This is a genomic window from Asticcacaulis machinosus (assembly GCF_028550435.1).
Lineage (GTDB): Bacteria > Pseudomonadota > Alphaproteobacteria > Caulobacterales > Caulobacteraceae > Asticcacaulis > Asticcacaulis machinosus.
The window spans coordinates 604240-629446 of the sequence record NZ_JAQQKV010000002.1 but is presented as its reverse complement, the minus strand read 5'-3'; the positions used below and the strand labels follow the sequence as shown (position 1 = coordinate 629446).

General features: G+C 56.2%; 24 protein-coding genes. 18 read left to right on the top strand and 6 right to left on the bottom strand.

Annotated elements, in window-relative coordinates:
• Positions 1-34: 34 nt before the first annotated feature.
• On the top strand, positions 35-445 hold the full coding sequence (locus tag PQU98_RS11290; protein ID WP_272745047.1) for an MBL fold metallo-hydrolase: 411 nt from the start codon (positions 35-37) through the stop codon (positions 443-445).
• On the opposite strand, the gene PQU98_RS11285 is transcribed toward PQU98_RS11290, so the two are convergent.
• Positions 446-1540 (bottom strand): lactonase family protein, encoded by a 1095-nt coding sequence (locus tag PQU98_RS11285; RefSeq protein WP_272745046.1) that lies wholly within the window; start codon positions 1538-1540, stop codon positions 446-448.
• Between the two features lie 367 nt (positions 1541-1907).
• On the opposite strand from PQU98_RS11285, the gene PQU98_RS11280 reads away from it, so the two are divergent.
• The 6 genes from PQU98_RS11280 (at position 1908) to nagA (ending at position 8104) form a co-directional block, all read left to right on the top strand.
• Complete coding sequence (locus PQU98_RS11280; protein ID WP_272745045.1) at positions 1908-2645, top strand: GntR family transcriptional regulator; 738 nt, start codon at positions 1908-1910, stop codon at positions 2643-2645.
• Between the two features lie 267 nt (positions 2646-2912).
• A complete protein-coding gene (locus tag PQU98_RS11275) occupies positions 2913-4208 on the top strand; it encodes a sugar MFS transporter (RefSeq protein ID WP_272745044.1) in 1296 nt (431 codons plus the stop codon).
• Positions 4205-5125: a glucosamine kinase nucleotide-binding domain-containing protein gene (locus PQU98_RS11270; protein WP_272745043.1), complete on the top strand. Its 921-nt coding sequence runs from the start codon at positions 4205-4207 to the stop codon at positions 5123-5125. Before PQU98_RS11275 ends, PQU98_RS11270 begins: the two co-directional genes overlap by 4 nt.
• On the top strand, positions 5122-5862 hold the full coding sequence (locus PQU98_RS11265) for a copper homeostasis protein CutC (RefSeq protein ID WP_272745042.1): 741 nt from the start codon (positions 5122-5124) through the stop codon (positions 5860-5862). Before PQU98_RS11270 ends, PQU98_RS11265 begins: the two co-directional genes overlap by 4 nt.
• Positions 5863-5888: 26 nt before the next feature.
• Positions 5889-6947 carry an SIS domain-containing protein gene (locus tag PQU98_RS11260; protein WP_272745041.1) on the top strand — a complete coding sequence of 353 codons (1059 nt, stop codon included), beginning with the start codon at positions 5889-5891 and terminating at the stop codon, positions 6945-6947.
• Entirely contained in the window at positions 6944-8104 is a 1161-nt protein-coding gene (nagA, locus tag PQU98_RS11255) for an N-acetylglucosamine-6-phosphate deacetylase (protein WP_272745040.1), read from the top strand. Before PQU98_RS11260 ends, nagA begins: the two co-directional genes overlap by 4 nt.
• Here the strand turns inward: nagA and PQU98_RS11250 are convergent.
• The 3 genes from PQU98_RS11250 to PQU98_RS11240 all read right to left on the bottom strand — a co-directional run bounded on the left by PQU98_RS11250 (position 8086) and on the right by PQU98_RS11240 (position 10876).
• Complete coding sequence (locus tag PQU98_RS11250; protein ID WP_272745039.1) at positions 8086-8847, bottom strand: endonuclease/exonuclease/phosphatase family protein; 762 nt, start codon at positions 8845-8847, stop codon at positions 8086-8088. The genes nagA and PQU98_RS11250 overlap by 19 nt on opposite strands.
• Positions 8848-9906, bottom strand: a complete 1059-nt coding sequence (locus PQU98_RS11245) for a phospholipase D-like domain-containing protein (RefSeq protein WP_272745038.1) — start codon at positions 9904-9906, stop codon at positions 8848-8850.
• A 64-nt stretch (positions 9907-9970) separates the two neighbouring features.
• Positions 9971-10876 (bottom strand): protein phosphatase 2C domain-containing protein, encoded by a 906-nt coding sequence (locus PQU98_RS11240; protein WP_272745037.1) that lies wholly within the window; start codon positions 10874-10876, stop codon positions 9971-9973.
• Between the two features lie 381 nt (positions 10877-11257).
• Here PQU98_RS11240 and PQU98_RS11235 point away from each other — a divergent pair, with 381 nt between their 5' ends.
• Positions 11258-13669 (top strand): TonB-dependent receptor, encoded by a 2412-nt coding sequence (locus PQU98_RS11235; RefSeq protein WP_272745036.1) that lies wholly within the window; start codon positions 11258-11260, stop codon positions 13667-13669.
• 65 nt (positions 13670-13734) lie between these two features.
• A complete protein-coding gene (locus PQU98_RS11230; RefSeq protein WP_272745035.1) occupies positions 13735-15297 on the top strand; it encodes a tetratricopeptide repeat-containing sulfotransferase family protein in 1563 nt (520 codons plus the stop codon).
• Here PQU98_RS11230 and PQU98_RS11225 read toward each other — a convergent pair whose 3' ends face one another.
• Positions 15298-16203 carry a LysR family transcriptional regulator gene (locus PQU98_RS11225; protein ID WP_272745034.1) on the bottom strand — a complete coding sequence of 302 codons (906 nt, stop codon included), beginning with the start codon at positions 16201-16203 and terminating at the stop codon, positions 15298-15300.
• Positions 16204-16307: 104 nt separating this feature from the next.
• On the opposite strand from PQU98_RS11225, the gene PQU98_RS11220 reads away from it, so the two are divergent.
• From PQU98_RS11220 to PQU98_RS11210, 3 genes are all read left to right on the top strand, one after another.
• Positions 16308-17174 (top strand): pirin family protein, encoded by an 867-nt coding sequence (locus PQU98_RS11220; protein WP_272745033.1) that lies wholly within the window; start codon positions 16308-16310, stop codon positions 17172-17174.
• 185 nt (positions 17175-17359) lie between these two features.
• Positions 17360-17968, top strand: a complete 609-nt coding sequence (locus PQU98_RS11215; RefSeq protein WP_272745032.1) for an FMN-dependent NADH-azoreductase — start codon at positions 17360-17362, stop codon at positions 17966-17968.
• Between the two features lie 57 nt (positions 17969-18025).
• Positions 18026-19006: a glutathione S-transferase family protein gene (locus PQU98_RS11210; protein WP_272745031.1), complete on the top strand. Its 981-nt coding sequence runs from the start codon at positions 18026-18028 to the stop codon at positions 19004-19006.
• A gap of 149 nt (positions 19007-19155) precedes the next feature.
• Here PQU98_RS11210 and PQU98_RS11205 read toward each other — a convergent pair whose 3' ends face one another.
• The gene (locus PQU98_RS11205) at positions 19156-19323 is read right to left on the bottom strand and encodes a hypothetical protein (protein ID WP_272745030.1); all 168 of its coding nucleotides are present in this window, start codon (positions 19321-19323) and stop codon (positions 19156-19158) included.
• A 414-nt stretch (positions 19324-19737) separates the two neighbouring features.
• Here PQU98_RS11205 and PQU98_RS11200 point away from each other — a divergent pair, with 414 nt between their 5' ends.
• The 6 genes from PQU98_RS11200 to PQU98_RS11175 all read left to right on the top strand — a co-directional run bounded on the left by PQU98_RS11200 (position 19738) and on the right by PQU98_RS11175 (position 24933).
• Complete coding sequence (locus PQU98_RS11200) at positions 19738-20043, top strand: hypothetical protein (protein ID WP_272745029.1); 306 nt, start codon at positions 19738-19740, stop codon at positions 20041-20043.
• An 88-nt stretch (positions 20044-20131) separates the two neighbouring features.
• Complete coding sequence (locus tag PQU98_RS11195; protein ID WP_272745028.1) at positions 20132-20599, top strand: hypothetical protein; 468 nt, start codon at positions 20132-20134, stop codon at positions 20597-20599.
• A gap of 172 nt (positions 20600-20771) precedes the next feature.
• Positions 20772-20900 carry an entericidin A/B family lipoprotein gene (locus tag PQU98_RS11190; RefSeq protein WP_272745027.1) on the top strand — a complete coding sequence of 43 codons (129 nt, stop codon included), beginning with the start codon at positions 20772-20774 and terminating at the stop codon, positions 20898-20900.
• Between the two features lie 25 nt (positions 20901-20925).
• Positions 20926-22842 carry an ATP-binding protein gene (locus PQU98_RS11185; RefSeq protein ID WP_272745026.1) on the top strand — a complete coding sequence of 639 codons (1917 nt, stop codon included), beginning with the start codon at positions 20926-20928 and terminating at the stop codon, positions 22840-22842.
• Entirely contained in the window at positions 22839-23285 is a 447-nt protein-coding gene (locus tag PQU98_RS11180; protein ID WP_272745025.1) for a response regulator, read from the top strand. The genes PQU98_RS11185 and PQU98_RS11180 overlap by 4 nt, the downstream gene beginning before the upstream one ends.
• Positions 23286-23289: 4 nt before the next feature.
• Positions 23290-24933, top strand: coding sequence for a hybrid sensor histidine kinase/response regulator (locus PQU98_RS11175; RefSeq protein WP_272745024.1), 1644 nt, complete (start codon positions 23290-23292; stop codon positions 24931-24933).
• Positions 24934-25207: the final 274 nt, after the last annotated feature.

Sequence of the window (25207 nt, the reverse complement as noted above, 5' to 3'; positions counted from 1 at the left end):
GCATTTGGCTTTGGTTTTTAGTGTGGTTGTGGCCATGTCCAGAATGTTTAAATCCATTATCGTTGCAGGCCTTATAGCGGGTGCGGCCTTGCCGGCTCAGGCGGAAGAACCTACCCGCGTGACCGGTTATCAAACAGTCATGATTGGACAGGCACGGGTAACTGCGCTCTATAAGGGCTTCGTTACGGGTAGTGCCCATCAGGCAGAGGTCGCCCATGCCTACAGGCGATTAATTTCTGATCAGAAAACGGCTCCAGTGCCCGCGCTGCCTGAAATTGCCGCCTTTGTGGTGGATGCGGGCGGTAAGATCACTCTTATTTGCGTTGACGGGGTGGAGCCAACGCCTGCGGTGCGCGGATATCTGATGAGCAGTCTGGTGGCCGCGGGTTACAGCCCTGAAGACATCGACGAAATCCGCGCGGCGGATGCAGATTTGAGTCTGTGACTATTTCAACGGCAGGATCATCACCGGTTTGGGCAAGGCAAACTTAACAGGCGTCTCGGCCAATGATCCGTCATTATTGATGTGGAACGTTCGGATGTCGTTGCTCCTCTGGTGGGCGACCAGAAGTCGTTTTTCATCCTCAAGCAATAGGAAAAAGCGTGGCCAGTCGCCGCCTGTGGAGATGGTCTGAAGCGGCTTAAGCTGCCCGTCGGCCTGGATGCGAAATACGCCCAGGCTGTTATGGCCGCGATTGGTCATATAAAGCGTGTCGCCTGCCTTATTTATCTGAATATGAGCGGCGAACGATTTGTCCTTATAATCGGCAGGAAGGGTGGAAATTGTCTGTAATTCGCTCAGGCTGCCGCCCGCTTCACGCTTCAAAGCGATGACAGTATTGGCATATTCGGTCACCACATACGCAAATCTGCCGTCCGGTGAAAAGGCCATATGCCGCGGGCCAGAGCCCACCGGTGTTTTAAAGGCGCTGGTCGCCGCCCCGATCGCCCCGGTCTTGGCATCGTAGGGATAGGCTCGTACTTCGTCATGGCCCAGATCAACCATATAGATTTTGTCGCCTTCGGGTGACCATTGCACCCAGTGAGCGTGTCCCGTCTTTGTGGTGTCGGTGCCTTTAAGAATGTCTGGGTTGCTCTGAAGGGCGCCACTGGCCGCATCAATCTTAAATACCGCCACGATATCACCGTGATAATTAGCAACCGCCAGTCGGCTTTTGTCCGGGCTGAGCGCCAGATAGCACGGTGAGCCAGCCAGAGATGACACATAACCGAGCGGTGTTAGCGTCAGATGATCTTCGGACAGTCTAAAAGCCCCGACCTGACCGGTATCCGCCTCACCTGTCACATAGACGCGGCCATTGTCGCTATCGTAAAGGGCAAAGGACGCGTTTTCGATGGCCTCGAATGATTTGACGATGGTGAATTCGTCGCGGGCAGCATCAAACCTCAACAGCTTCATGCCTTTGAGCGCACCATCGCTATAGGCGCCGGTCAGAAGCTGCGTCTCGCCCTGTGCGCTGACCGGCAGCAGGTAGAGGGCGGTGCTGGCGACTATGGTGGCGATGAATTTGAAGGTCATAACACTTCCCTGATCATTATGAATATGAACTTTTAGACGTGGATTTCGCGATTGGAAAAGAATTTTTTACCCAGCGTTATGTCATGGTTCAGATGTTTGAGGCATAACAGTACCAATATCGTTCCAACCAGGGTCGTTATATAAAATGTCTCAGGACATTGTTTTGATTTGAGTTTTGCGGGATACAGGGCGATAATTGTAAATGTAACCGGATTATAAGGCTTTTTTTGAACTCTGCAGACATAAAAAGCTATAAAGCGAAGGACGACGAACGTCAGGGGTTTCGGTTTGACGGGTGCATACCAATATAATAGATGTGGTAAAAACAGCAGCATCAAAAAGACTGCCATAGCCGCGGAGCACATTAATGTCGTTTATTGAGGCGGTCGGACGTCTGCAAAAAGAAGATCCGGCACCACTTTACCTGCAACTGCAAAAAGTGCTGCGCGAGGCTATCAAAAACCGGATTATTCTGGCCGAAGATGCCATTCCGCCGGAGCGCGATCTGGCTGAAGATTTTGAAGTTTCACGCATCACCGTGCGCAAAGCCATAGACGGTCTTGTCTCTGAGGGGCTGCTGACCCGCCGGCGGGGGGCAGGGACTTTTGTGGCGACCCGGGTCGAAAAAAGCTTTTCAAAATTGTCGTCCTTTTCGGAAGATATGATTTCACGCGGTCGTAAACCCCACAGTGTGTGGGTGTCTAAATCCGCAGGTGCTGTGACGCCCGAAGAAGCTCTGTCACTGGGCTTATCGCCAGGATCGCTGGTTTATCGTTTCCACCGGATACGCTATGCCGATGATGCGACCATGGCGCTCGAATATTCAACTATTCCCGGCTACTGCCTGCCGTCCGTCGATGCGGTTCATAATTCATTGTACGAAGCGCTGGAACGGGCCGGAAATCGTCCGGTTCGGGCTTTGCAACGGTTGCGCGCTATATCGTTCAATGCGGATCAGGCCGACACACTCAATATTCGCGCCGGAGATCCGGGTTTATTTATCGAACGTCGCGGGTTTCTCAGCGATGGCCGGGCGGCGGAATTTACGCAGTCCTATTATCGTGGTGACGCTTACGATGTCGTCGCGGAGTTGAATGATATTTAGGTTCCGTGGATGGCCTCAAATGGCATGTCCAATACAGAACCAATCGTTCTGATCGTTTTGGCTCCATGAGTTGGTGTAAGGTTCATGAAAGGCGCTTAAATCACTACAAATTTTCTCCTGTAAAGGGTTTTGCGCCCTTAATTATGTCTTTCACCTTAAGTTGCTGATATTTTTCTGGACAAGGCGATCATTTTATAATTTTACTAAACAATACCAAAATGGCAAATAGGTCATATAAAGGCCCTTATAAAAGGTATTGTGCAGCGCATGGAAACCACATCAGTCCCGGCCCAGCCGCTTAAGGGCGCCTCCCAGTTTGTGACGATCGGGATTATCGGCGTCATGTTCTTCATCTTCGGGTTTGTAACCTGGTTGAACGGGCCGTTAATTACCTTCGTCAAGCTGGCATTTACCCTGTCAGACGTCGAAGCCTTTCTGGTGCCTATGGTTTTCTACATGTCCTATTTCTTTCTGGCCCTGCCGTCGGCGTTTATCTTAAAGCGCACCGGCATGAAAAAAGGCATGGCGTTGGGGCTTCTGGTCATGGCGATTGGGGCCGCGATTTTCGGTCAGCTCGCGACCATGCGTATCTTTGAGGGCGCGCTGACGGGCCTGTTCATTATTGGGGCCGGGCTTGCCGTGCTACAAACGGCGGCCAATCCCTATATTTCGATTGTCGGCCCGATTGAAAGTGCCGCGCAACGCATCGCGGTCATGGGTTTTTTCAACAAGTTCGCCGGGATTCTGGCGCCTATCGTTATCGGAGCCTTGGTGCTGCAAGGTGTGGGAGAGCTGGACGCGCAGGTGGCCGCCGCCACGACGCCAGAGGCCAAAGACGCCCTTCTGAATGCGTTTGCCGCGAAGATTCAATACCCCTATCTGGCCATGGCCGGGTTTCTGGCCTTGCTGGCTCTGTTTGTGCTCAAGTCGCCTTTGCCGGAAATCAAGGGCGAATCGAAGGTGGCAGACTCCGGTGCCAATGGCGGCAAAAGCCTGTTTTCCTATCCGCATCTGTGGCTTGGCGTGGTGTGTCTGTTCCTTTATGTCGGTGTGGAGGTCATGGCGGGAGACGCTATTGGCACCTATGGCCACGCCTTTGGTTTGCCGATCGAGCAGACGGCCTATTTCACATCGTTCACGCTGGTTGGCATGTTGGTGGGCTATATTGTCGGCTTGATTGTTATTCCGAAATTTGCCTCTCAGGAGCGCTATCTGGGTTTTTCCGCTATGCTGGGTGTGGCCTTTGTCATCGGAGCCTATTTCACACGCGATTATGTGTCGGTGGGTTTTGTGGCAGCGCTTGGTTTTGCTAATGCCATGATGTGGCCGGCGATTTTCCCGTTGGCGATCCGCGGGCTGGGTCGTCACACCGAAACCGGCTCGGCGATCATGATTATGGGTATCTGTGGCGGCGCTATAATACCGCAGGCCTTTGTAGTGCTCAAAGAAACCTATGACTTTCAGTTGGTCTTTCTGGCGTTAATGGTTCCAGCCTATCTCTATATACTGTTCTTTGCTATCATAGGTTCAAAAGCAGGCACCCGAAAGGTCGCCGGACAATGAAGCCGACTACATTCTATATTGGCATTGATGGTGGCGGCACCAAGTGCCGGGCCCGTTTGCGCGCAGCCTCTGCATCAGGCGTGACCGGTGACGGGCCGCTCTTGGGCGAAGGGGTTGGTGGATCGGCCAATATCCGGCTGGGGCTGGATCTGATCTGGACGCATATTCTGGATGCCATCGACGGGGCCTTGGCGCAGGCTCACCTGACACGCGCCATTTTCAGTGACACCAGTATTGGTCTGGGCCTGGCGGGGATTACGACAGCGGCGGACTGTGAGCGCACCATCGCGGCGGGCCCGCGGTTTGCCTTTGCGAATGCGGCGACCGATGCCCATGCCGCCTGCCTTGGCGCGTTTTCGGGCCGTGATGGCGCGATCATGATCACTGGTACCGGTTCGGCGGGCTATGCCTGGGTTGGGGGCAGGGGGTATGCGGTCGGCGGCTGGGGCTTTGAGGTCAATGACGATGCCTCGGCAGCAGTGCTGGGGCGCGAAGCGATCCGCGCGGCCCTGCATGGCTTTGACGGGCTGGCCCCGCACACCGCCTTTACCCGCGCGGTCATGGCGCATTTTGGGGGCCATCCGTCGGATGTCGTCAAATGGGTGACCAGTGCCCGCCCCGGCGATTACGGAACGCTGGCCCCTATGATCATGTCCCATGCGGCGGATGGCGATCTGATTGCGGTCGGCATAGTTGAGCGCGCCGCGCAGGATCTGGGCAAATATCTGGCACGTCTGAATGAGTTGGGGGCGCCGCAAATCTGTCTGGTCGGGGGTATGGCTGATGTCCTGACACCGTGGCTGGCACCCTGGACGCGGTCAGTTTTAGCGGTGCCGGAACATGATGCCATCGAAGGGGCGATCCTGCTGGCCCACGGCGCATCCAACGGCATGGCTGTTGAGGCGGTGATGTCATGACGACGATCCGGCTCGAAATCTGTGTCGATAGCCCCGCCGGATTTATAGCGGCGGTCGAAGGTGGTGCTGACCGGATAGAGCTGTGTCTGGCTCTGGGTGTGGGCGGGTTGACCCCGTCGCCGGGGCTTATCGAACTGGCCCGTCTGAGCCCCGTGCCGACACGGGCTATGATCCGTCCCCGCGCCGGTGATTTCGTTTACGGGCGCCATGATCTTGATGCCATGCGGCGCGACATTGATGCGGTACATCAGGCGGGTCTGGCTGGCATTGTGATTGGGGCCAACCGGCCTGATGGCCATCTGGATGAAGCCACCCTGATGCAACTGCGTCATCATGCCAGCGGGCTGGAGATCGCCCTTCACCGTGCCATAGACCTGACACCTGATCCGGTGGCGGCGGTTGATATAGCTGTGGAGTTGGGCTTTAACTCGATCCTGACCTCCGGCGGTGGCGTATCCGCCGTTGATGGTCAGTCAGTAATCTCGGCTATGGTTGAGCGTGCCGCAGGGCGCATTGAGGTCATGGCGGGCAGCGGCATAACGCCGGATAATGCCGCCGAAATCATTACCACCACCGGTGTGCGGGCCATTCATGCGTCCGCCACAGTGAACATCCCGGCTCAGGACATGAAGGCGGTTGCCCTTGGGTTCGTGCCGTCCCATATCAAAACTACGGATATCCAGACCGTCATGCGCCTGCGCCAGATCGTGACCGACCGCGCGCGTGTGGCGGCCTGAGCCGTACCCAACAAAGGAATTTCATTATGGCCATAGATCAGATGGCGCCTGCAATTATCAACCCTGAAACCACCCTGATGCACCGTGAGGCGGCTGAGGGCGGAGATGCTGTGGCGCGGTTTCTGGACACGAACGCCGCTACCCTGACACGCATTGCCGAGCGCCTACGGGCTGATCCGCCGAAGGCCGTGACGACCTGCGCGCGCGGATCATCCGACCATGCGGCAACCTATGGCAAGTACTTGATCGAGACCCTGATCGGGGTGCCGACCTCGACGGCGGCTTTGTCGGTGGCCTCGATCTATGACGCCCCCGTATTAGCCGCTGATACCCTGTGTATCGCTATCTCCCAGTCCGGCCGCAGCCCTGACCTCCTGACCTCGGTCAAAGCTCACAAAGATTCCGGCGCATTTGTGGTCGCTCTGGTCAATGACTTCACGTCACCGCTGGCAGAACTAGCCGATGAAGCCTTACCGCTGTGCGCGGGGCCGGAATTGTCGGTGGCGGCGACCAAGTCCTATATCGTCTCGCTGGCGGGTCTGGCAGCACTTGTCGCCGAATGGGCCGGGGATGAGGCCCTGAAAGCCAGCGTCCACGCCTTGCCCGATCAGTTGCGCTCAGCCTTTGCCCGCGACTGGTCCCACGCCCTGCCGACGCTTGAGGCCGCCACTAACCTGTTTGTCATCGGGCGCGGCTATGGCTTCGGCATCGCCCAGGAAGCCGCGCTCAAACTCAAGGAAACCTGCGCTCTCCATGCCGAGGCGTTTTCCTCGGCTGAGGTCAAGCACGGCCCGATGGCCATTGTGCGCGAAGGTTTTCCCATTCTGGCCTTTGCCACCTCCGATACTGCCGGTGATGGTGTGCGTGAGGTCGCTGCCGAGTTCCTGTCACGGGGAGCGAAGGTCGAACTGGTCGATGCTGGCGGCGGCGATACATCGACCCTGCCCACTGCACGCTTTGAGCCTGCGTTAGAGCCGATCCTGATGATCCAGAGCTTTTACCGCTTTGCCAACGCCCTGTCGCTGCGGCGGGGTCTCAATCCCGACGCGCCGCCGCACCTTAACAAAGTGACCAAGACCGTATGAGCCTCAAGACCACCTTCCGCAACGGATCGATCCTTACGCCTAAGGGGTTTGTCACCGGCCACAGCCTGACGATCGAGGGCGAGCGCATCGTCAGCCTTGACGCCTCTGAAACCGCGTCTGCCGGTGAGGTGATCGACCTTGACGGCGGCTACCTGCTGCCGGGCTTTATCGACACTCAGGTCAATGGCGGGGGCGGGGTTTTGTTCAATGACGACACCTCGTCTGAGGCCATTGCCGCCATTGGTGCCGCCCACAGACACTATGGCACGACAGGCTTTTTGCCGACCCTGATCTCCGATGAGCTTGAGGTCATTGATGCGGCCATGCGCGCCACTGAGCGGGCGATCGAGGACGGTGTGCCGGGGGTTCTCGGCATTCATATCGAAGGCCCGTTTATCAATGAGGCCCGCAAAGGCACCCACGATCCGGCCAAGTTCCGCACCCTGACCGACCAGAGCCTGAAGCTGCTCTCCAGCCTGAAACACGGCAAGACGCTGGTGACGCTGGCGCCGGAAACCGCGACGTCGGACGATATCCGCGCGCTGGTATCTGCCGGTGTTATACTGGCGGGCGGTCACACCGATGCCAGCTATGGCCGCATGGCGCGGGCCTTTGACGAAGGCGTCACCGGCATCACCCACCTGTTTAACGCCATGTCGCCGTTCACGCACCGTGCCCCCGGCGTGGTCGGGGCCGCCCTTGAGAACCAGAGCGTCTATTGCGGCCTGATCATTGATGGCCGCCATGTCGATCCGGTAGCACTCAAAATCGCCGTGCGCTGCCGCCCTCACGACCGGTTCATGATCGTCACAGACGCCATGCCCACCGTCGGTTCAAAGACCAAGACCTTTATGCTGCAGGATAAGCTGATCCGCGTCGAGAACGGCGTCTGTGTCGGCCCCGACGGTACGCTGGCGGGCTCTGACCTTGACATGGCCACCGCCGTCAAAAACGCCGTGGAGATGGTTGGCTTGACGCTTGAAGAAGCCGCTGTAATGGCCTCAACCGCCCCCGCCCGCTTCCTCGGCCTTGACGCCCACTACGGCACTATCGCCCCCGGCCACAACGCCAACCTCGTCTGGCTGGACCATGAACTCAACCTCAAAGCCTCCTGGCAGGGCGGAATCGGTATCGAAGGTCACAAGGCGGCCGCCTGATCAAGACTGACCAGAAGACCGGCGTGATCGGAAAAGGGCTGTGGGATAATTTCAAGCGCCAGACGGTTTTCCAGCCCCGGCGTATACAGGCACAGATCGAGCGTATGCCGCCACTGATGGAAGGTGAAGGTGGCTTCATCACGCCGGTTCAGCAGCCGTAATCTGTCGCGTGCCAACAGGCTGTCGAGTTCGCCCAGTCCGTTAAGTGTGTTGAAATCGCCCAGCACGATAACCTCGCCACCGATGTCATCCACCAGTTCGGTAATCTCATCGAACTGGTTCTGCCGGACGGCGGCTTTTAGTGAAAAATGGGCGAACAGAACCGTAACACCATTAATGGCCTCAATACGGTAGATCAGGCGTTTGGTGCCATTGCGGAAATAAAGCCGTGAAAACGCAAGCGGTGCGTTCGCCAGAAAGCCGTTGCTCTTGCCATCATGAAAGGGCAGGCGTGAAACGGCGCTCGTCTCGCCATATTTGTCAGCGATATCGAAGGTTTCGTAACGCCCACATTGCAGGGCTTTAATCTGGTTGAAAAAGCCCGAATGCAGTGAGCCGCGATCGACCTCGACCAGACAACACAGATCGGGCGTGTGAATGTCCATGATCTGGCGGAACTGCGCCAGAACCCGGCGTTGCTGGGCGGGCGGTTGATACAGGTGGCGATAGGCGCGCGTGACATGGTGATACAGACTGCCGCTGATGCCGGTGGCATAGCCGAGATTGCTGAACAGTATCTTCATCTACAGGGCCTGAGAAATCATGGCGCCAAGGTGCCCGATCAACCGGTTGTGCCAACGTAATTTCATGGCCTTGGCGGCACTGGCGGGCAGGGCATGGCGGCAATCTTCGTCGAACTGCGCGGCCAGTAAAGCCACATCATCTGCATCACGCATCACCAGATTACATTCGCGGTTCAGCATCAGGCTTAAGTGATCGAAATTACAACTGCCCAGCGTCGCCCAATCGTCGTCGATCACCGCATATTTGGCATGCAGAACGGTCGGCTGATAAAGACGCACCTCATAGTCCAGCCGCCGCCACTGCCCCAGCAGGGCATGGGTGATCAGATCGGCTATGGCGACATCAGTATGTTGCGACAGGAGCAGGCTGATCTTGACCCCGCGGCCTTGCGCTTCTTTCAAAGCGCGGCGCAGACGCTTGGGCGGAAAGAAATAGGGGGTCGCCAGCCGGATCGAATGACGGGCGGTCATGACCGCGGCCAAAAGCGCTTCATAAAGCGGTCGCTGTCCACCCTTAGGGTTTTGCGCCAGATAGACCCCGCCGCGATTGCCGCCGATAATGCCGGGATCGCCGTCCAGTTGCCCGTCATCCAGATCGCGCCACAGCACATCGAAATCGCGCCGGGCGGCGGTGGCGGCGGGCCCTTCCAGGGCGACCATAGTGTCGCGCCAATCGCGCATATATTCGGCCATGCACATACTGCCGAGATAGGTGGCGGTGTCATCGACATGCAGCAATTTGGCGTGGGTTCTGGGAAACAGGCCGCCGATACGCACAAATCGGCGCGGTTTCTGCATGTGATAGAAAATGACTTTCGCGCCGGATTTGCGGGTCTCTTCCAGCACCTTACTGGTCAGAAGTGTGCGGCTGCCAAAGGCATCCAGCACAATACGCACCCGCACGCCTTCGCGGGCCTTGCGGGCCAGAAGACCAAGAAACCGCTGACCGACCTCATCATCGCGGACAATATACTGCTCGAAATCAATGCAGGTCGTGGCCTGCTCACAAGCCTGCGCCATCGCGGCCCAGGCATCAGCGCTTTTCAGGTGAAATTTCATAGGGGATAAACCTTCATCGGCATCAGCCTATCCGCACTCTGATTAAAAACACATAGTATTCTGGTTATTCGCGCCGTTCGGGGCCGGTGCGGGATCTGGCCTTTTCGCCAAAGCCCTCGATCGACATCAGAACCCAGGAGGCGTCATCATGCAGTTTAAAGCGCGTATGCTTGATCCCATGCGGGTCATCGGTCTCGATACGGCGAAGTTCAGTTATGATACTGTCGTCCTCTCCGGCAATCAGGCGGCGCTTAATGTCGTGCAAACCGCCGATGACATAGTTTTCCCAAAGGTCGTAAAACCCGTCGGTCGCCAGTAAAATATAGCTGATATCGGCGGCCTTGAGATATTCGGTTTTCAGCCCCTCAAGGCAGACCGGATCGAGCGTCAGTACCCAGTACCCATCGGGCGTATTCATCAGGGCCCGGTTCTGGCGCAGGACCGGATTGATCTCTTCGCGAGCCGCCTTAAGGTCAGGTTCGGCCTGCTGAGCCTGCACCTTACGCAGAGCCTCTAACGCGCTGTTGTCGAGGGCTTCCAGCGGGCCGCCGCCATAAACCTTATAGCCACCAGCCCTGTCGAACACATAGGCCTTCACATCGGCCAGGTGGGACAATTCAACCTCCTCACCATTAACCCTCACCAGCGACAGACCGGCCGACGGGCGGGCAAAGGGCTCAAGTTCGGCATTGTTGGTGGCGCGGCTATAGCCTTCGCCGACCGCTTCGATGGCGTGGCCTAAGGCATCAAGGGTGTCCACTTCCGGGTCGTTGGTAAAGGTTTCAGTCAGGAAGCCGGACACCGCCCCGACCAGCCATTCGGCGTCGGTCTTATCGCTAAATTTAGAAGGGCCCAGACCGGTTGCGCCATCCATTAGCCAGGCGGCATCGCCGACATAGCCCAGACGATCTTCATTGCGGGGGTTCCCGGCATAGGAGCCTTCCGATAGGATTTTAAGATGGGTTGTCATGGTATGCGCCTCCTTGTGAGTGGGCCTGAGACGGGGTCAGGTGGTATTTTAACCTAAATCTCTGTGTGCGTCACTGTGATCACATCGCTGTTGAAAAATTCGATACTTCAAAAGCGCGTCATAAAAGCCACACGGCAGGTTTTGCTAAAAGACTGAAATATATAAATTTTATGAAATATAATCCGTATACTGATAATTGTTTTATTAACAATATTTATATTGCGCTGCCAAAAAACATGTGTGAGCCTTAGGTTCTCCAAGAGCTGAACCCAAGGCTGCGTAAGCGGTCTGCGATCCCGCGCAACCTTTTGTGTGCGCGAGGTTGTGTGTCCGAAATCGGGCTGGGTTTGCTGCTGGCTTGTTGTGTTCAGGGGATAGATTATGACGACACAGAAAAGAGTGACAGGGAAAGCCGGAATTCATCTGGCTTTATTGGCGACGGCTTCGGTCGTGGCCCTTAACATAGGGGCGGCCTTGCCCGCTATGGCACAGGAAGAACCGGCGACCGATGTGACCGAGGTGATTGTCACCGCGACCCGCCGCGCCACCAGCGTGCAAAAAGTACCTTATAATATCTCGGTAATCGGGGCGTCTGACCTCAGCACCAAGGGCATTACTGAAATTGCGGAACTGGGCCGCGCCATGCCCGGCCTGTCGGTGCGCGATGTTGGTTCCCGCGATGATGCTTCGATAATCTTACGCGGCCTGTCGGTTGATCCGCTGCGGGCGTCGACCTTGGGCGATAATGGCTCGGTGGCAACCTATATCAACGACACGCCGGTCACCAACCAGCCCAAGATTTTCGATATTGAGCGCGTCGAAGTGCTGCGCGGGCCGCAGGGTACGCTATATGGTTCCGGCTCTCTGGGCGGGGCGATCCGCTATATCGTCGCTGACCCCAAGATGAAGTATGAAGCCTCTGCCGGCGGCAAGGTTTACCAGATCAATGAGGCCGACGACGTCTCTTATGAGGTCAACGGCATGATCAATATGCCGCTGGTCGAGGACAAGCTGGCGGTGCGCGTCGCGGCGCAGTATCTGGATGATTCCGGCTTTACCGACTATCCGTTTGTCATCACCGGCCCGAAGACCGATCTCGATTTCGAGCAGCGCACTACGGCGCGGGCATCACTATTATGGACGCCGACTGAGACTTTCGAGGCGACCTTAAGCTATTATACCGACAATTCTAAATCGGGCGGCCGCACCGGCGGCAATCCGGGCTTCTCACTTCCGCCCGGTGCATCCTATCCGGCCTTTAGCTATCCGGCCAACGCGGGCAAGGTGTTGGGCGATTATGATATCGGTCTGCGCTTCGAAGAGCCCTATTCGATGCACTATCAGTTGACGGCGCTGGAGATGAAATATGATCTCGGTTTTGCCGATCTGATTTCGTCAACATCTTACACCAAGAAAACCGGCCTTGGCCACCGCGACCAGACTGACCTTCTGCTGGGCCTTGGCTTTGGCTATGAGAACTATCCGGATTTCCGCGCGTTTACGACCGAAGTCGATGATTTCGAAGCGGCCGTGCAGGAACTGCGGCTGGTGTCCAGTGACGGCGGCAGCTTTGATTATGTCGCTGGCCTTTACTACGCTAATGAGGGCACCTGGGGTACGTCGTCGGAATATACGCCGGGCTTCACCCAGTTTATCGGCGCTACCCGCACGGATGACCTGGAATATTTCGCCAAGTCCGATGTACTCTACAGCGAATGGGCGGCGTTTGGTGAACTGACCTGGCATATCAATGACCAGTGGCAAATTACCGGTGGGGCACGGGCGTTTAAGCTGATTGAAAAATCGACCGAATGCACCGCCCTGCCTCTGTACGAAGACCCGAACTCTTCGGTGGTCAACTGCCCGGATTCAGTCGGTAAAACCGAAGTCGAAGACACCATCTATAAGCTGAACACGTCCTACCAATGGACGCCGGATGTGATGGTCTACGGCACCTTCTCGCAAGGCTTCCGCCGCGGCGGGGTCAACCTGCTGCCGAGCGGCGGCCAGTTTGTCGGCATCGTCGAATCGCAACGTCAGTATGCACCTGACACCGTCGATAACTATGAAGTCGGCGTGCGCTCACAATGGTTTGATCGTAAGCTGACCGTCAATGCCGCCCTGTTCAATATCAACTGGCAGGACGTGCAGTTGTCGTCACTGGCGCCCGGCAATCTGCCGATCATCGCCAATGCCGGTGAGGCCAATTCCAAGGGCGTTGAACTGGAAACCCTTTGGAAAGCGACCGATGCCCTGACCTTAAGCTTTGGCTATGCCTATACCAATGCCGAGATCAGCGAAGACTATGTCAAAGCTGATGATAATGGCACCCCCGCTGACTTTACAGACGATACCGTGATCTCGGATTTCCGTGACGGTACGTCATTGCCTGGAACACCAGAGCAGCAGATTTCACTGGCCGCAGACTATACTCTGCCCTTTACCGACTATGGCCTTATGACCTTACATGCTGATTATTCTTACTCTTCGGGTATCACGACTTCAGCCGAGCCATATAGATGCGCTGTTTATCAGGAACCAGTTCAGCCCTGTGCTTCAGCAAATCAGAACGCCAACCTCGACTATGCCGAACTGAAGGGCTTCAGCCAGACCAATCTGTCGTTCGGTTGGGAGCCTATGGATACGGTCGGTGTCAAGCTGTTCGTCAACAACGTCTTTGATGAATATGCCTATGTCGCTCAGCAGGGTGAAGCCACCTACGGCCTTCAGGGTAAGTTCTTCATCCCGATCCGCCCGCGTGTCATCGGCGTATCGATTAACAAAAAGTTCTGATCAAAACTCGATTGCGTAACCAAACCTCCCGCTTATGATGGCGGGAGGTTTTTCTATGGATGCTTATGACGACGCTTAATGCTCACGCCGATAATCTGATCGCGCAGGCGACCGCCGCACGACGGCGGGGCGATCTGAAAACCGCTATGGCAGCGGCGCGTCAGGCGACTGAGCTGGCGACTGACCGGCTGGATGGCTGGTACATATGGGGCACCACGGCCATGATGGCGCGGGTGTTTAATGAGGCCGAGCAGGTGCTGGCCGAGGGGGCACGTCGCGCACCGCCTCAGACCCCGGCGCAGGGCCGGTTTCTGGTGCAACGGGCACGGGCGCTGGTCACCTTGGGCCGCGGCCGTGAAACCTGTGAGGTGGTGAGGGATGCCCTGAACTGCGGCCTGACCGATGGGGCCAGTCTGAACAGTCTGGGCACGGCCTTATCGCAGGCGGGACGGCCCGAAGATGCCGTGCCGCTGCTGGAGATCGCAGTGCGCGCTGACCCCAAAGTGGCCGATTACTGGTACAATCTCGGTGGCGTACAGCAGTTTCTGGGGGCTATGGATGCTGCCGAGTATGGCTACGAACGCGCCATAGCTTTGGGCGATCATTTTTCGGCCCATTTGGCGCTGGCACGGTTGAAAAAATGGTCGGCGGATAGCCACCACATCGACCGGCTGAAAGCCTTGAAACCGACAACCATTATCGATACCGCGCGGCTAAACTATGCCCTGTTTAAGGAACATGATGATCTGGGCGATACGTCTCAGGCATGGGAATATCTGCAATCGGGGGCGCAAGCCGCACGGCAGGCTTATCCGTGGCGGGCCACTGAGGAAACCGCGATCGTGGATGCCTGGCGGACGCATATGCCGCACCCGCCCGTCGCGGCAAAAACGTTCAATAAGCCCCGCCGGATTTTTATTGTCGGCCTGCCGCGCTCAGGCACGACCTTGGTGGAGCGCATCCTGACGGCCCATTCCGATGTGCAGGCTTTGGGCGAATTGCAAACTTTTGGACTGGGCGTCAAACATGGCTCCGGCGCAGGAGGGCGCAACCTTTTGGATGCTGCGACCATTGCCGAGGCCGCAAAAACCGATCCCCAAATTTTTGCGCAATATTATGACCGCGAAGTCGCCTATCTGCACAACGGTGCCGGCCATACCATCGATAAGCTGCCGCACAATCATGACTATGTCGGCCTGATCCGGCGGGCCTACCCTGATGCCCTGATCATCCATGTCCGGCGTGATGCGATGGATTCGTTATTCGGGGCCTATAAGCTGCTGTTCGCCCATGCCCACCGCTGGTCCTACAACTTAGATGATCTGGCCGCCCACTATGGTCACTATCGTGCGCTGATGGATCATTGGGCGGCGTTTGGGGTGATCGACGTAAAGCTTGAAACCCTGATCCAGTGTCCCGAATTTGAAATCCGGCGGTTGCTTAAGGCCTGCGAACTACCGTTTGAGGAGGCTTGCCTGTCGCCCCACGAAGCGAACGGGGCGGTGGCGACCGCCAGTTCCGCGCAGGTGCGCAAGCCCATCAACCGCGAAGGCGTTGGGGCGTGGAAAAAATATGAGGCTCAACTGGCGCCTTTGCAGGAGCGTCTGCGGACTATGGGGCTAATCTAGCTAAAGCAGTTCGGTACCGAACTTCAGGTTCAGAAAACTGACCAGAGCGCGCACACGGGCGGTGGTGGCCCGGCCCGGCGGCATGACGGCGTGCATCGGCACCGGCGGCCGTTCATAGGCTTTCAGTATGACCTCGATCTCGCCGGATTGGATGGCGCGGCTGGCGATAAAGGTTGGCAAACGCGCGATGCCTAAGCCTGATTTCGCGGCTTCCAGCATCATGTCGCCATTATCGGAGCGCATGACCCCGTTGATCCGGTAGCTTTTGAAGCCGTCACCGTCGGCATAACGCCAGTTCACGGTCGGGGCGACATTGGTATAGTGGATGCCGCGATGGTTACTGAGGTCATCGGGATGTTCGGGCCGGCCAAAGGAGTCCAGATAGGCGGGACTTGCCACCGTGACCGTGTGCACCTTGCCAATGCGTTTGGCGACCAGCGACGAGTCGGCCAGTTCGCCAATACGTACCGCCAGATCATAGCCCCCACCGACCAGATCGACCGAATGATCGTCGAACGAGATATCAAGCTCGACCCGCGGATAGGCCGCCGCAAATTCTGACAGGGCGCGCGCCAGATGAGTGACGCCAAAACTCAAGGGGCCGGACATGCGGATGGGGCCCGCTACGTCTGATACCGCTTCGGCCACCGCTTCACCGGCGGCCTCAAGCTGAGCCAGAGCTTCGCGGGCGCGTTCATAATAGTTTTGACCGACATCAGTGGCCTGCGTGCCCTTGGCCCCGCGCGTCAGCAAGCGCGCCGCCAGAGTTTCCTCCAGCCGCATTACCCGACGGCTGATGATCGATTTTGAGGTGCCTAAGCGATCAGCCGCGCGCGCAAAACTGCCGGTCTCAATCACCAGGAAAAAGGCCGACAGGTCGTCAATATCGACTTTGAGCTGTTCCATTTAGCGCAACACCAGTGTTCCGATTTAGTATCTTCTGGCAACGACCATAGCGGCCTATATACCTTGTCACAAGATCAATTTCCCCGAAAGGAGGGGTAAAGAAAATGTCCGTTACCAACTCCGTCATTCGTGACAGCAGCACTGATAAGACCCGCTCAGTGGCCCGTCTGGTGCGCGGTATTCCGGCCACCGATGGTGCCGGTGTCAAGCTTAACCGTGTGCTCGGCACTCAGGCCCTGCCCGCTGTTGATCCGTTCCTGATGCTGGATGAGTTTCGCTCCGATGATCCGTCGGCCTATATTGCCGGTTTCCCGGATCATCCCCATCGTGGCTTTGAGACCATCACCTACATGCTGGCTGGCCGGATGCGCCATAAGGACTCAAAGGGCAACGAAGGCCTGTTAGGGCCGGGCGATGTGCAATGGATGACGACCGCCCGCGGTCTGGTCCATTCGGAAATGCCTGAGCAGCAAGATGGCCTGATGCAGGGCTTTCAGCTCTGGCTCAACCTGCCCGCCAAGGAAAAGATGCTTGATCCTAAATATCAGGATATTCCGGCCGCGACGATCCCTGAAATCACCTATGACGATGCCCATCTCAAGGTCATTGCCGGTGAGTATCGCCACCTGAAAGGCCCGATTGCCTCGCCGACGACGCAGCCGTTTATCGTTGATGTCACGCTGAAGGCTGATGGTGATATCGGCCTGCCGGTGCCGACAGATCATGACGGCTTTGTCTATGTCTTCGACGGCTCGGTTGAGATCGACCATACGGTTGTTACCAAGGGGCAGGCGGCGGTTTTGACGGCCGGTCAGTCTTTGGTTCTGACCGCCGGCTCTGAGGGGGCCCGCGCTCTGGTGGTGACCGGTGTCCCGCTGAAAGAGCCTATTGCTCGCCACGGCCCGTTCGTCATGAACACGCCGCAGGAAATCCACCAGGCCTTTGCCGATTATCAAAGCGGCAAGTTCTAAAAATGCAGGGCGTAACAACAAATCGTGCGCCCTGAGGCAAATGCCCCTCCCGCAGAGCCGCTAACTGTGCGGGAGGGGTTTGAGGCCCTCACAACCTCTCTGATGACGCGCAATTTCATGCCCGTATCAGATCCAAATAGATAACAGTAACCATTACGGTTTCCAACGCTTAAGGAGATTTTATTATGTCCAAAGTCCTGATCATCAATTCTGCCGCCACGGGCGACGGTTCGGTTTCGGCTCATCTGACCGATGCGTTCAAGGCCAAATATGCTGTGGCTAATCCGGCGGCAACCTTCACCGAGCACGATTTCGGCAAGACGCCTCTGGCCCCGTTGTCGAGCCTGAATATCGCCGGTTTTGCCGGTGCTGCCGGTGAAAATCCTGCCGAGATCGAACTGTCGCAAACGTCTGATGCGTTGATCGCCGAACTGGAAGCGGCTGACCTTCTGGTTATCGGATCACCGATGTATAATTTCGGTATTTCGGCCTTGCTCAAGACCTGGTTTGACTATGTCCTGCGCGCCGGCCGCACTTTCCGTTATACGGAGTCGGGCCCCGAAGGTCTGCTGAAGGGCAAGAAGGCGATTATCGTTCTGGCCCGCGGTGGTCTCTATTCCGAAGGCCCTCTGGCCGCGATCGACTTTCAGGAAGGCCACATCAAGACTATGCTGGGTTTTATCGGCATCACCGATGTGACCGTGGTGCGCGCTGAGAAAATCGCGTTCGGGCCGGAGTTTAAGGCCGAAGCGATCGAAGCGGCGACGGCTGAGTTGTTAAAACTGGCGGCCTAAACAACTAAGCCTCCCCTGTGATCAGGGGAGGCTATCATACTGTAAAAGGAATTTCCGATGGGCCTGTTGGTTGACGGTAAATGGCACGATCAGTGGTACGACACCAAATCATCCGGCGGACGGTTCATTCGCTCGGAGGCGCAGTATCGCAACTGGGTGACGGCAGACGGCACGCCGGGGCCTTCGGGTGAGGGCGGGTTTAAGGCCGAGGCGGGCCGCTATCATCTCTATGTCAGCTTGGCCTGTCCGTGGGCGCACCGCACCCTGATTGTGCGCCACCTCAAAGGGCTGGAAGATCTGATTTCGGTCAGTGTGGTCCACTGGCTGATGCGCGAAGACGGCTGGACGTTTGCTGATGGTCCCGCGGTCGTGCCGGATCCGTTGGGCGCGAAATTCATGTATGAAGTCTATACCCGCGATAATCCGGCCTATAGCGGTCGGGTGACGGTGCCGGTTCTGTGGGACACGCACCAAAACCGCATCGTCAGTAACGAAAGTTCTGAGATCATCCGCATGTTCAATGAGGCTTTCGATGATCTGGGGGCCAAAGTGGGCCACTATTATCCGGATGATCTGCGCGCTGAGATCGATGCGGTCAATGCCCGCGTCTACGATACGGTCAATAACGGGGTCTATAAAGCCGGTTTTGCGACGACGCAGGATGCCTATGACGATGCGGTCGGGCCACTGTTTGACAGTCTGAATTGGCTGGAAGATCGTTTGTCGCGCACGCGTTATCTGATTGGCAATGTTCTGACCGAGGCCGATATCCGCCTGTTTACGACCCTGATCCGGTTTGATCCGGTCTATGTCGGCCATTTCAAATGCAATCTGCGCCGGATTGCCGACTATCCTAACCTGTCGGCCTATGTGCGCGATATCTTTCAGACGGCGGGTATAGCCGCAACCGTCAATTTTGAGCACATCAAGGGCCACTATTACCAGAGCCACCTGAACATCAACCCGACGGGCATTGTGCCAAATGGCCCCATTCTGGACATGTACGCGCCTCACAATCGCTCAACTGTGGGATCATAAAGGAATTACCCATTCATGGGTTTCCTCCCTGCTACTTTCAAACCGCTTCGGCTGCGCATGGCCGGGGCGGTTTTTTTTAGGTTTTGAGTAAAAGAAAAGCCCGCATCACATGCGGGCTTTGTGAGTTCTGAGGAAATGCTTGGGGCGGCTTACTTTTCAGAGCCGACCTTGGTGACCTTGGGCAGTTTGCCGTCTTCGAGGCGGCCTTCGTTGCGCAGGCGGCGGCCATCATTGGCCATTTTTTCATTGTGTATGGCTTCGCCCAGTTCTTCTTCAGCAGCACCGGCGGTTTCCTTGATCTTACCTTTGATAGACATAATGATATCTCCTTTAAGGAATGAAATCGTTTAGCGGTCACAAAGGATGACCGCGTGACGTTCACTATAAGGCGCTGCGTATAAGTATGACGCACCCGCTATGGGTGGGCTTCGTAAAAATGAGATAACGGAATTGAGCCGACCTAAGGCTTACGGGTTTTTTATATGCCGTAAGGTAGGCTCACATGGCTTCCTTAATGCCGGCGCAATAATCTAAGTTCATCACGTTCACGGGTTTCAGGAACGGGCGAAAGGCAGACCCCTTAAGGGTTCACCCCGACCCCAGCCCCCCTTGCCCCGAACTCTTAAGCCATAGGGTTTCCCGACCTTACGGTTTGCTGCATAGCCGGTTCTTAATGGCTCGTGAACGTGAAACCCTTTCTTTTCCCTCAACATCCTCAGGAGGCACAACCCATGTTGTCCGCAGCCACCAAAACCGCCGCCGGTGTTACCAAAGGTCTGGCAGAAAATGATGTGAAGACGTCCGCCCGTGAGGCTATCAAGACGGTTGAGCGCGAAGCCAAGCATGTACTGGATGATGTCTCACACTATGCTTCGGACGCAGGCCAGAAAGTGCGCCATCTCTATGATCAGGCGGTCGATGAAGTCAGCCATGTTTCGCACAATGTCGAATCTGAGATCAAGTCTAACCCTGTGCGTGCCAGCATGGTCGCTCTGGGCGTTGGCTTTATACTGGGCGCGCTTTTGACACGTCGTTAAGCCAAGACTGTTTTTCCTTAAAAAACCGGTGATGGCGCTTATTTTTAAGTGACATTACCGGTTTTTTTATTCTTTGGGGGACTATTCAATGGCCTGGAATCTGGCTGGATTATCGTTACTGGCGCCGGTGGTGGCGCCTTTGGCCAGCAAACTGATTGATGTTTTTGGCGTCAGCCGGCGCCTGAAAACGGCCTCACCGTTTGTTGAAAAACTGCTGGCCTCGCTCACCGGCTTGGTCATGATCGGTATATTTCTGATGCTGATTGCGGGGGTTGCCTTTTGCGGCCTTATTGTTGGACTTTATATCTGGATTGCCCCTGATAACGGGCCCTTGGCGGCGTCGCTTGTGGCCATAATCGCAGTGGCAGCAGTAGTGGGATTAGGCCTCTATGCGGCCCGCAGGCTGTGGCGCAATGTGCGTCACAATATTGATCTGATCGCCAATGACGGCCGCGACCGGCACGATGAACGCATCAGTTCCAAATCCGATGACCATAAACCCGAAGGCGTCATCCACGCCTTTACTGAGGGCTTTAAGGCTGGCCGCAAGCTGTAGACGCATTGTATCTCCTGGAGCACAGCTTAAAATAATATTAACCATATTTATGGGTTCCTTATTTTTCGCGTAAGTGCGCCTATTGTTACATTACGTTCCGAGTCTCTACTGTCTCAGTTGCGGGGTTACGGGTTTGGCAATCAACCCATCGATCTTAAGTATCGGAGCAAATATGAAACGCTTGGCCATTATGTTATTTGTAGCCTCTCTGCCGGTTCTGGCGGCTTGCAATACGGTTCAGGGTGTCGGCAAGGACGTCGAAGCCACCGGCGAAGTCATTCAGGATGCCGGTAAGCAATAAATTGAGATAACACGTGCGGGGGCAGATGACCTGCACCCGCACAGACTGGTTTTACCCTATGAAACTGCCGTGGGCGATCGCGCGAAAACACTATTATATAGCGGTGTTCTGCCTGATTTCCCTGGCGTTCGTCACCTTCAGCTACGTGCTCTATAAGCAGTACAACAAGGTTCAGACCCACAACGACTTTTCGCTGTATCAATCTCAGGTCATTGATCAGAGCCGCCTGATTGTTATCGATCTGGTCGATATGGAAACCAGCGTGCGTGGCTTTATGGTGACGGGCGATGAGGCCTTTCTGGATCCCTATTTCACGGCCTATGCCCGGCTGCAAAGCGGAATTGTGAACCTTCGCAATACCACCTATCCCGAAGTGGCTGCCCGCGAAGAGGTCAATAGCTGGCTTAAGGTTATTGATAATTATCAAAAGCTTTTGTCGGATCAAATTACCGATGTGCGCACCCGTGGTGCCGGATCGCCGTCAAGTGCGGCACTGAATGCTCAAAAAGCGCAAATGGATGAACTGCGTCAGATGCTCGATCAGAGCATTGCCCGTCGCGGGGTGACGTTGCGGCTGCAATCCAAGGCCGCCCAGTCGCAAAAGAACAATTTTCTGACCGTCATCGTGCTCGGTAATGTTCTGATGATCGGTATTCTGCTGGTAGGTACGGTGACTATCATCAATCTGGAAGTCGCCAATCAGCGGTTTGAAGACGCCCACAGGCGTTCAGAGGAGCGGTTTAAAACCGTGCTGAACGGCATCAATGATGGCGTGTTCGAATATAATTTCATCAATGATTCCATGTATATGTCGCCGGAATATAAGTCGATGCTGGGCTATGATGAGGCCGATATCAAGGATGATTTCAAAGCCACCATCGACCTGATCCACCCTGACGATAAGGATGCGGCTCTGGCGACGCTTAAGGCCTTCCGTGAAGGGCCGTCGGCGCTCTATACCAATGTCTTTCGCATGCACCACAAAGACGGTACATGGCGCTGGATCATGTCGCGGGCGGTGGCGCAGCGCGGTGACGATGGCCGGATGAGGTCTATGGTCGGCGCCCATACTGACATTACCGATCAGAAAAACCGTGAGGAAGAACTGCGTCAGCTTCATGCCGACATGGAAACCTTCACCTATATTACCTCGCACGATCTGCGCTCGCCGCTGGTCAACCTCAAAGGCTTCTCGCGCGAACTGGACATGGCGATCGCCGAAGTCTCAGACACCCTGACGCCCTATCAGGACAAGATCAAACCCGAAGACTGGTCAAAGATCGACCTCAACCTGCACCGCGACATCCCCGAAGCCCTGACCTTTATCGGCAAGGGGGTAGAGCGCATGGATACCTTAACTACTGCCATTCTCGACCTGTCGCGGATCGGCCGCTATGTGCATCGCTATGAACGGGTCGATTCCCGCGCTATTATCGATAAGTGTATCGGGGCGCAGAGCTTTGAAATCCAGAACAAGGGCGCCGAGGTCATCATTCATGATCTGCCGGAACTGGTGACCGATGCCCTGGCGTTGGAGCAGGTGTTCTCCAACCTGCTCGATAATGCGGTCAAATATCTCACGGTTGAGCGCAAGGGCCGCATCGAAATCGGCAGTCAGCAAACGGCCCGCGATTTTGTCTTTTACATCCGTGACAATGGCCGCGGGATCGATGCGGCGGATTCCGGTAAGATTTTCGAGATATTCCGCCGCGCCCGCAACACGTCGGATGTGCGGGGCTTGGGTATCGGCATGAGCTTTGTCAAAACCACCCTGCGCAAGATGGACGGCGCGATCTGGTTTGAATCCGCCGTTGGTGTGGGCACTACCTTTTTTGTACGCCTGCCGCGTCGTGGCGGGGTCAATGATATGGCTGATGAGTCGCAAGCGGTCCTGGCTGCAGGCACTCAAGTCCTGCCGGCCAGAAAGGCGCAACAGGCATGATCAAGTTGTTCAATGAACCTTTCAAGCTGGTGATGATCGAAGACGATGAAGGCCATGCCCGCTTGATCATCAAGAACCTTGAGCGCGCCGGGGTGGCCAATCAGATTGTCCATGTGCCGAACGGGGCGGCAGCCCTCGATTATTTCTTTAATGACAAACGCACCCTGGATCAGCACGATAAAACCGTGATCCTGCTCGATCTTAACTTACCGGAAATCGACGGGTTTGAGATCTTGCGCCGCCTTAAGGCCGATGAGCACACGAAAAATATTCCGGTCATTGTCTTAACCACGACTGATAACCCTAAAGACATAGACGAATGTTACGCTTTGGGCTGCAATGCCTATATGACCAAGCCTGTGGGTTATGAAGCCTTTGCCGATGCCATCCGCAAACTGGGTCTCATGCTCAATGTCGTCAAGGTTCCCCATAATCAGGGATGAAAGAATGAAACCAGTGTCCGCGACGATATCGGCTGATGGCCGACGCCCAAGCCGATCGGCGGTGCCGGCGACGCTTGAGCATGTGCTGTACGTGGAGGATGATGCCGCTCTGGCGCGTCTGCTGCAAAAACGTATGGCCCGCAATGGCCTGATCGTCGAGACGGTCGAAACCGCCGAAGAGGCGCTGGCCCTGATCCAGAAGACCGACTACGACCTGTTGCTGATCGATTATAATCTGCCGGGCATGAGCGGGCTTGAGTTGCTGTCGCACATCACCGATCTCGACCCCGTGCCGCCAGCCGTGATCCTGACCGCCGGGGGGGATGAGCGCATCGCTTTGCAGGCGCTGGAAAATGGTGCTGCTGACTATGCGGTTAAGGATGTCAACCAGACCTATCTCGACCTGTTGCCGGCGATCATGCTGGCGGCCTATACCAAGGAACGGTTGCTGCGCGAAAACGCTCACCAGCAGGAGGAACTGAAGGCTGCCAAGGAAAAGGCCGAAGCTGCGTCTGAGGCCAAGAGCCGCTTTCTGGCGACCATGAGCCATGAAATCCGCACACCGATGAACGTGGTCAATGGTCTGGCGACCTTGCTGGCCAAATCGCCGCTCAACGGTGATCAGCAAAAGATGGTCGATACACTGCGCACCAATGCCGATTTGCTGCTGAAGCTAATCAACGACCTTTTGGATATCAGCCGGATTGAGGACGGGCGTATCGATCTTGAAACCATCGCCTTTGTGCCCGGTGAGATCCTGAATGATATCCGGGTGATGTTTGAGTCTGACATCGCCCGCAAAGGCCTGAAGCTGGTCATGACGGATCGCACGGAGGGTGCCGCCTTGCTGGGCGACCGCACCCGCTTGCAGCAGATCATCATGAACCTGGTGTCCAATGCCCTGAAATTTACCGATCAGGGCGAAATCGAAGTTACAACCGATCTGCGCAGTGTCTATGGCGATCTGGCGGAGCTGAGCATCAGTGTGCGCGATACCGGCATCGGGATCGAAGCCTCTAAGCTGCCGCTGATTTTCGATACCTTTACCCAGGCCGATGAAACCATTACCCGCCGCTTTGGTGGCTCAGGGCTTGGCCTGTCGATCGCCAAGTCGCTGATCGAGCTTATGGGCGGCACGATCAAGGTCGACAGTCACGAAGGCCGCGGGTCGGTGTTTCATGTCCGGCTCAAGCTGAAACGCGCAGCTCCCGCAGCACCGGTGCGTCCGGTTGCCCCTGTGCCGGTGGCCCGCAGCGTCAATGCCGATACCATGCCGACGGTGCTGATTGTTGAAGACTATGCCCCGAATATCATGGTGGCGACCCTGATGCTGGAGGATATGGGCTTTAAGGCCGTGGCCGTGGAATCCGGTCTCGAGGCGCTCGAAGTCATTACCGCAGCCGATAAGCCTTATTACACCATTCTCATGGACGTGCAGATGCACGGTCTTGATGGCCTTGAAACGACAAGGCGTATACGTGAATTGGAATCTGAGCGCGGTTTGCCGCCGCAGCGCATCATCGGCGTGACCGCCCATGCTCTGGCCGGAGACCGCGAGCGCTGTCTGGAGGCCGGTATGGACGACTATATCTCAAAGCCCATCCTGCCCGATATTTTGTCGAATAAACTGGGTGTAGTCAGGGCGTGAGACTACCCAAGGCTGTAACTTTCCGTAACGTAAATTTCACTATGTGGCACCTGTATGCACCGGATTGTAGGTGACAAACGCATTTCCGCGTGGTGCTATTAACTATCCGGGGCGGGATGATATTCGGCTACATACAGCCTTTCATCTGGTTGCATCAGATGAAAGGCTGTAATTTTTTGTGGTCGCTCTTTCTCATCCATCAATGATTCATTTGATGGGAAAACGCTCTAAGTTTTCAGCCATATCTTTTCAGTCTTATCCCCTTTTATGCAGG

Coding starts and splice junctions, on each gene's coding strand:
- PQU98_RS11290 (WP_272745047.1), top strand. CDS start 35: ATGTCCAGAATGTTTAAATCCATTATCGTTGCAGGCCTTATAGCGGGT.
- PQU98_RS11285 (WP_272745046.1), bottom strand. CDS start 1,540: ATGACCTTCAAATTCATCGCCACCATAGTCGCCAGCACCGCCCTCTAC.
- PQU98_RS11280 (WP_272745045.1), top strand. CDS start 1,908: ATGTCGTTTATTGAGGCGGTCGGACGTCTGCAAAAAGAAGATCCGGCA.
- PQU98_RS11275 (WP_272745044.1), top strand. CDS start 2,913: ATGGAAACCACATCAGTCCCGGCCCAGCCGCTTAAGGGCGCCTCCCAG.
- PQU98_RS11270 (WP_272745043.1), top strand. CDS start 4,205: ATGAAGCCGACTACATTCTATATTGGCATTGATGGTGGCGGCACCAAG.
- PQU98_RS11265 (WP_272745042.1), top strand. CDS start 5,122: ATGACGACGATCCGGCTCGAAATCTGTGTCGATAGCCCCGCCGGATTT.
- PQU98_RS11260 (WP_272745041.1), top strand. CDS start 5,889: ATGGCCATAGATCAGATGGCGCCTGCAATTATCAACCCTGAAACCACC.
- nagA (WP_272745040.1), top strand. CDS start 6,944: ATGAGCCTCAAGACCACCTTCCGCAACGGATCGATCCTTACGCCTAAG.
- PQU98_RS11250 (WP_272745039.1), bottom strand. CDS start 8,847: ATGAAGATACTGTTCAGCAATCTCGGCTATGCCACCGGCATCAGCGGC.
- PQU98_RS11245 (WP_272745038.1), bottom strand. CDS start 9,906: ATGAAATTTCACCTGAAAAGCGCTGATGCCTGGGCCGCGATGGCGCAG.
- PQU98_RS11240 (WP_272745037.1), bottom strand. CDS start 10,876: ATGACAACCCATCTTAAAATCCTATCGGAAGGCTCCTATGCCGGGAAC.
- PQU98_RS11235 (WP_272745036.1), top strand. CDS start 11,258: ATGACGACACAGAAAAGAGTGACAGGGAAAGCCGGAATTCATCTGGCT.
- PQU98_RS11230 (WP_272745035.1), top strand. CDS start 13,735: ATGACGACGCTTAATGCTCACGCCGATAATCTGATCGCGCAGGCGACC.
- PQU98_RS11225 (WP_272745034.1), bottom strand. CDS start 16,203: ATGGAACAGCTCAAAGTCGATATTGACGACCTGTCGGCCTTTTTCCTG.
- PQU98_RS11220 (WP_272745033.1), top strand. CDS start 16,308: ATGTCCGTTACCAACTCCGTCATTCGTGACAGCAGCACTGATAAGACC.
- PQU98_RS11215 (WP_272745032.1), top strand. CDS start 17,360: ATGTCCAAAGTCCTGATCATCAATTCTGCCGCCACGGGCGACGGTTCG.
- PQU98_RS11210 (WP_272745031.1), top strand. CDS start 18,026: ATGGGCCTGTTGGTTGACGGTAAATGGCACGATCAGTGGTACGACACC.
- PQU98_RS11205 (WP_272745030.1), bottom strand. CDS start 19,323: ATGTCTATCAAAGGTAAGATCAAGGAAACCGCCGGTGCTGCTGAAGAA.
- PQU98_RS11200 (WP_272745029.1), top strand. CDS start 19,738: ATGTTGTCCGCAGCCACCAAAACCGCCGCCGGTGTTACCAAAGGTCTG.
- PQU98_RS11195 (WP_272745028.1), top strand. CDS start 20,132: ATGGCCTGGAATCTGGCTGGATTATCGTTACTGGCGCCGGTGGTGGCG.
- PQU98_RS11190 (WP_272745027.1), top strand. CDS start 20,772: ATGAAACGCTTGGCCATTATGTTATTTGTAGCCTCTCTGCCGGTTCTG.
- PQU98_RS11185 (WP_272745026.1), top strand. CDS start 20,926: ATGACCTGCACCCGCACAGACTGGTTTTACCCTATGAAACTGCCGTGG.
- PQU98_RS11180 (WP_272745025.1), top strand. CDS start 22,839: ATGATCAAGTTGTTCAATGAACCTTTCAAGCTGGTGATGATCGAAGAC.
- PQU98_RS11175 (WP_272745024.1), top strand. CDS start 23,290: ATGAAACCAGTGTCCGCGACGATATCGGCTGATGGCCGACGCCCAAGC.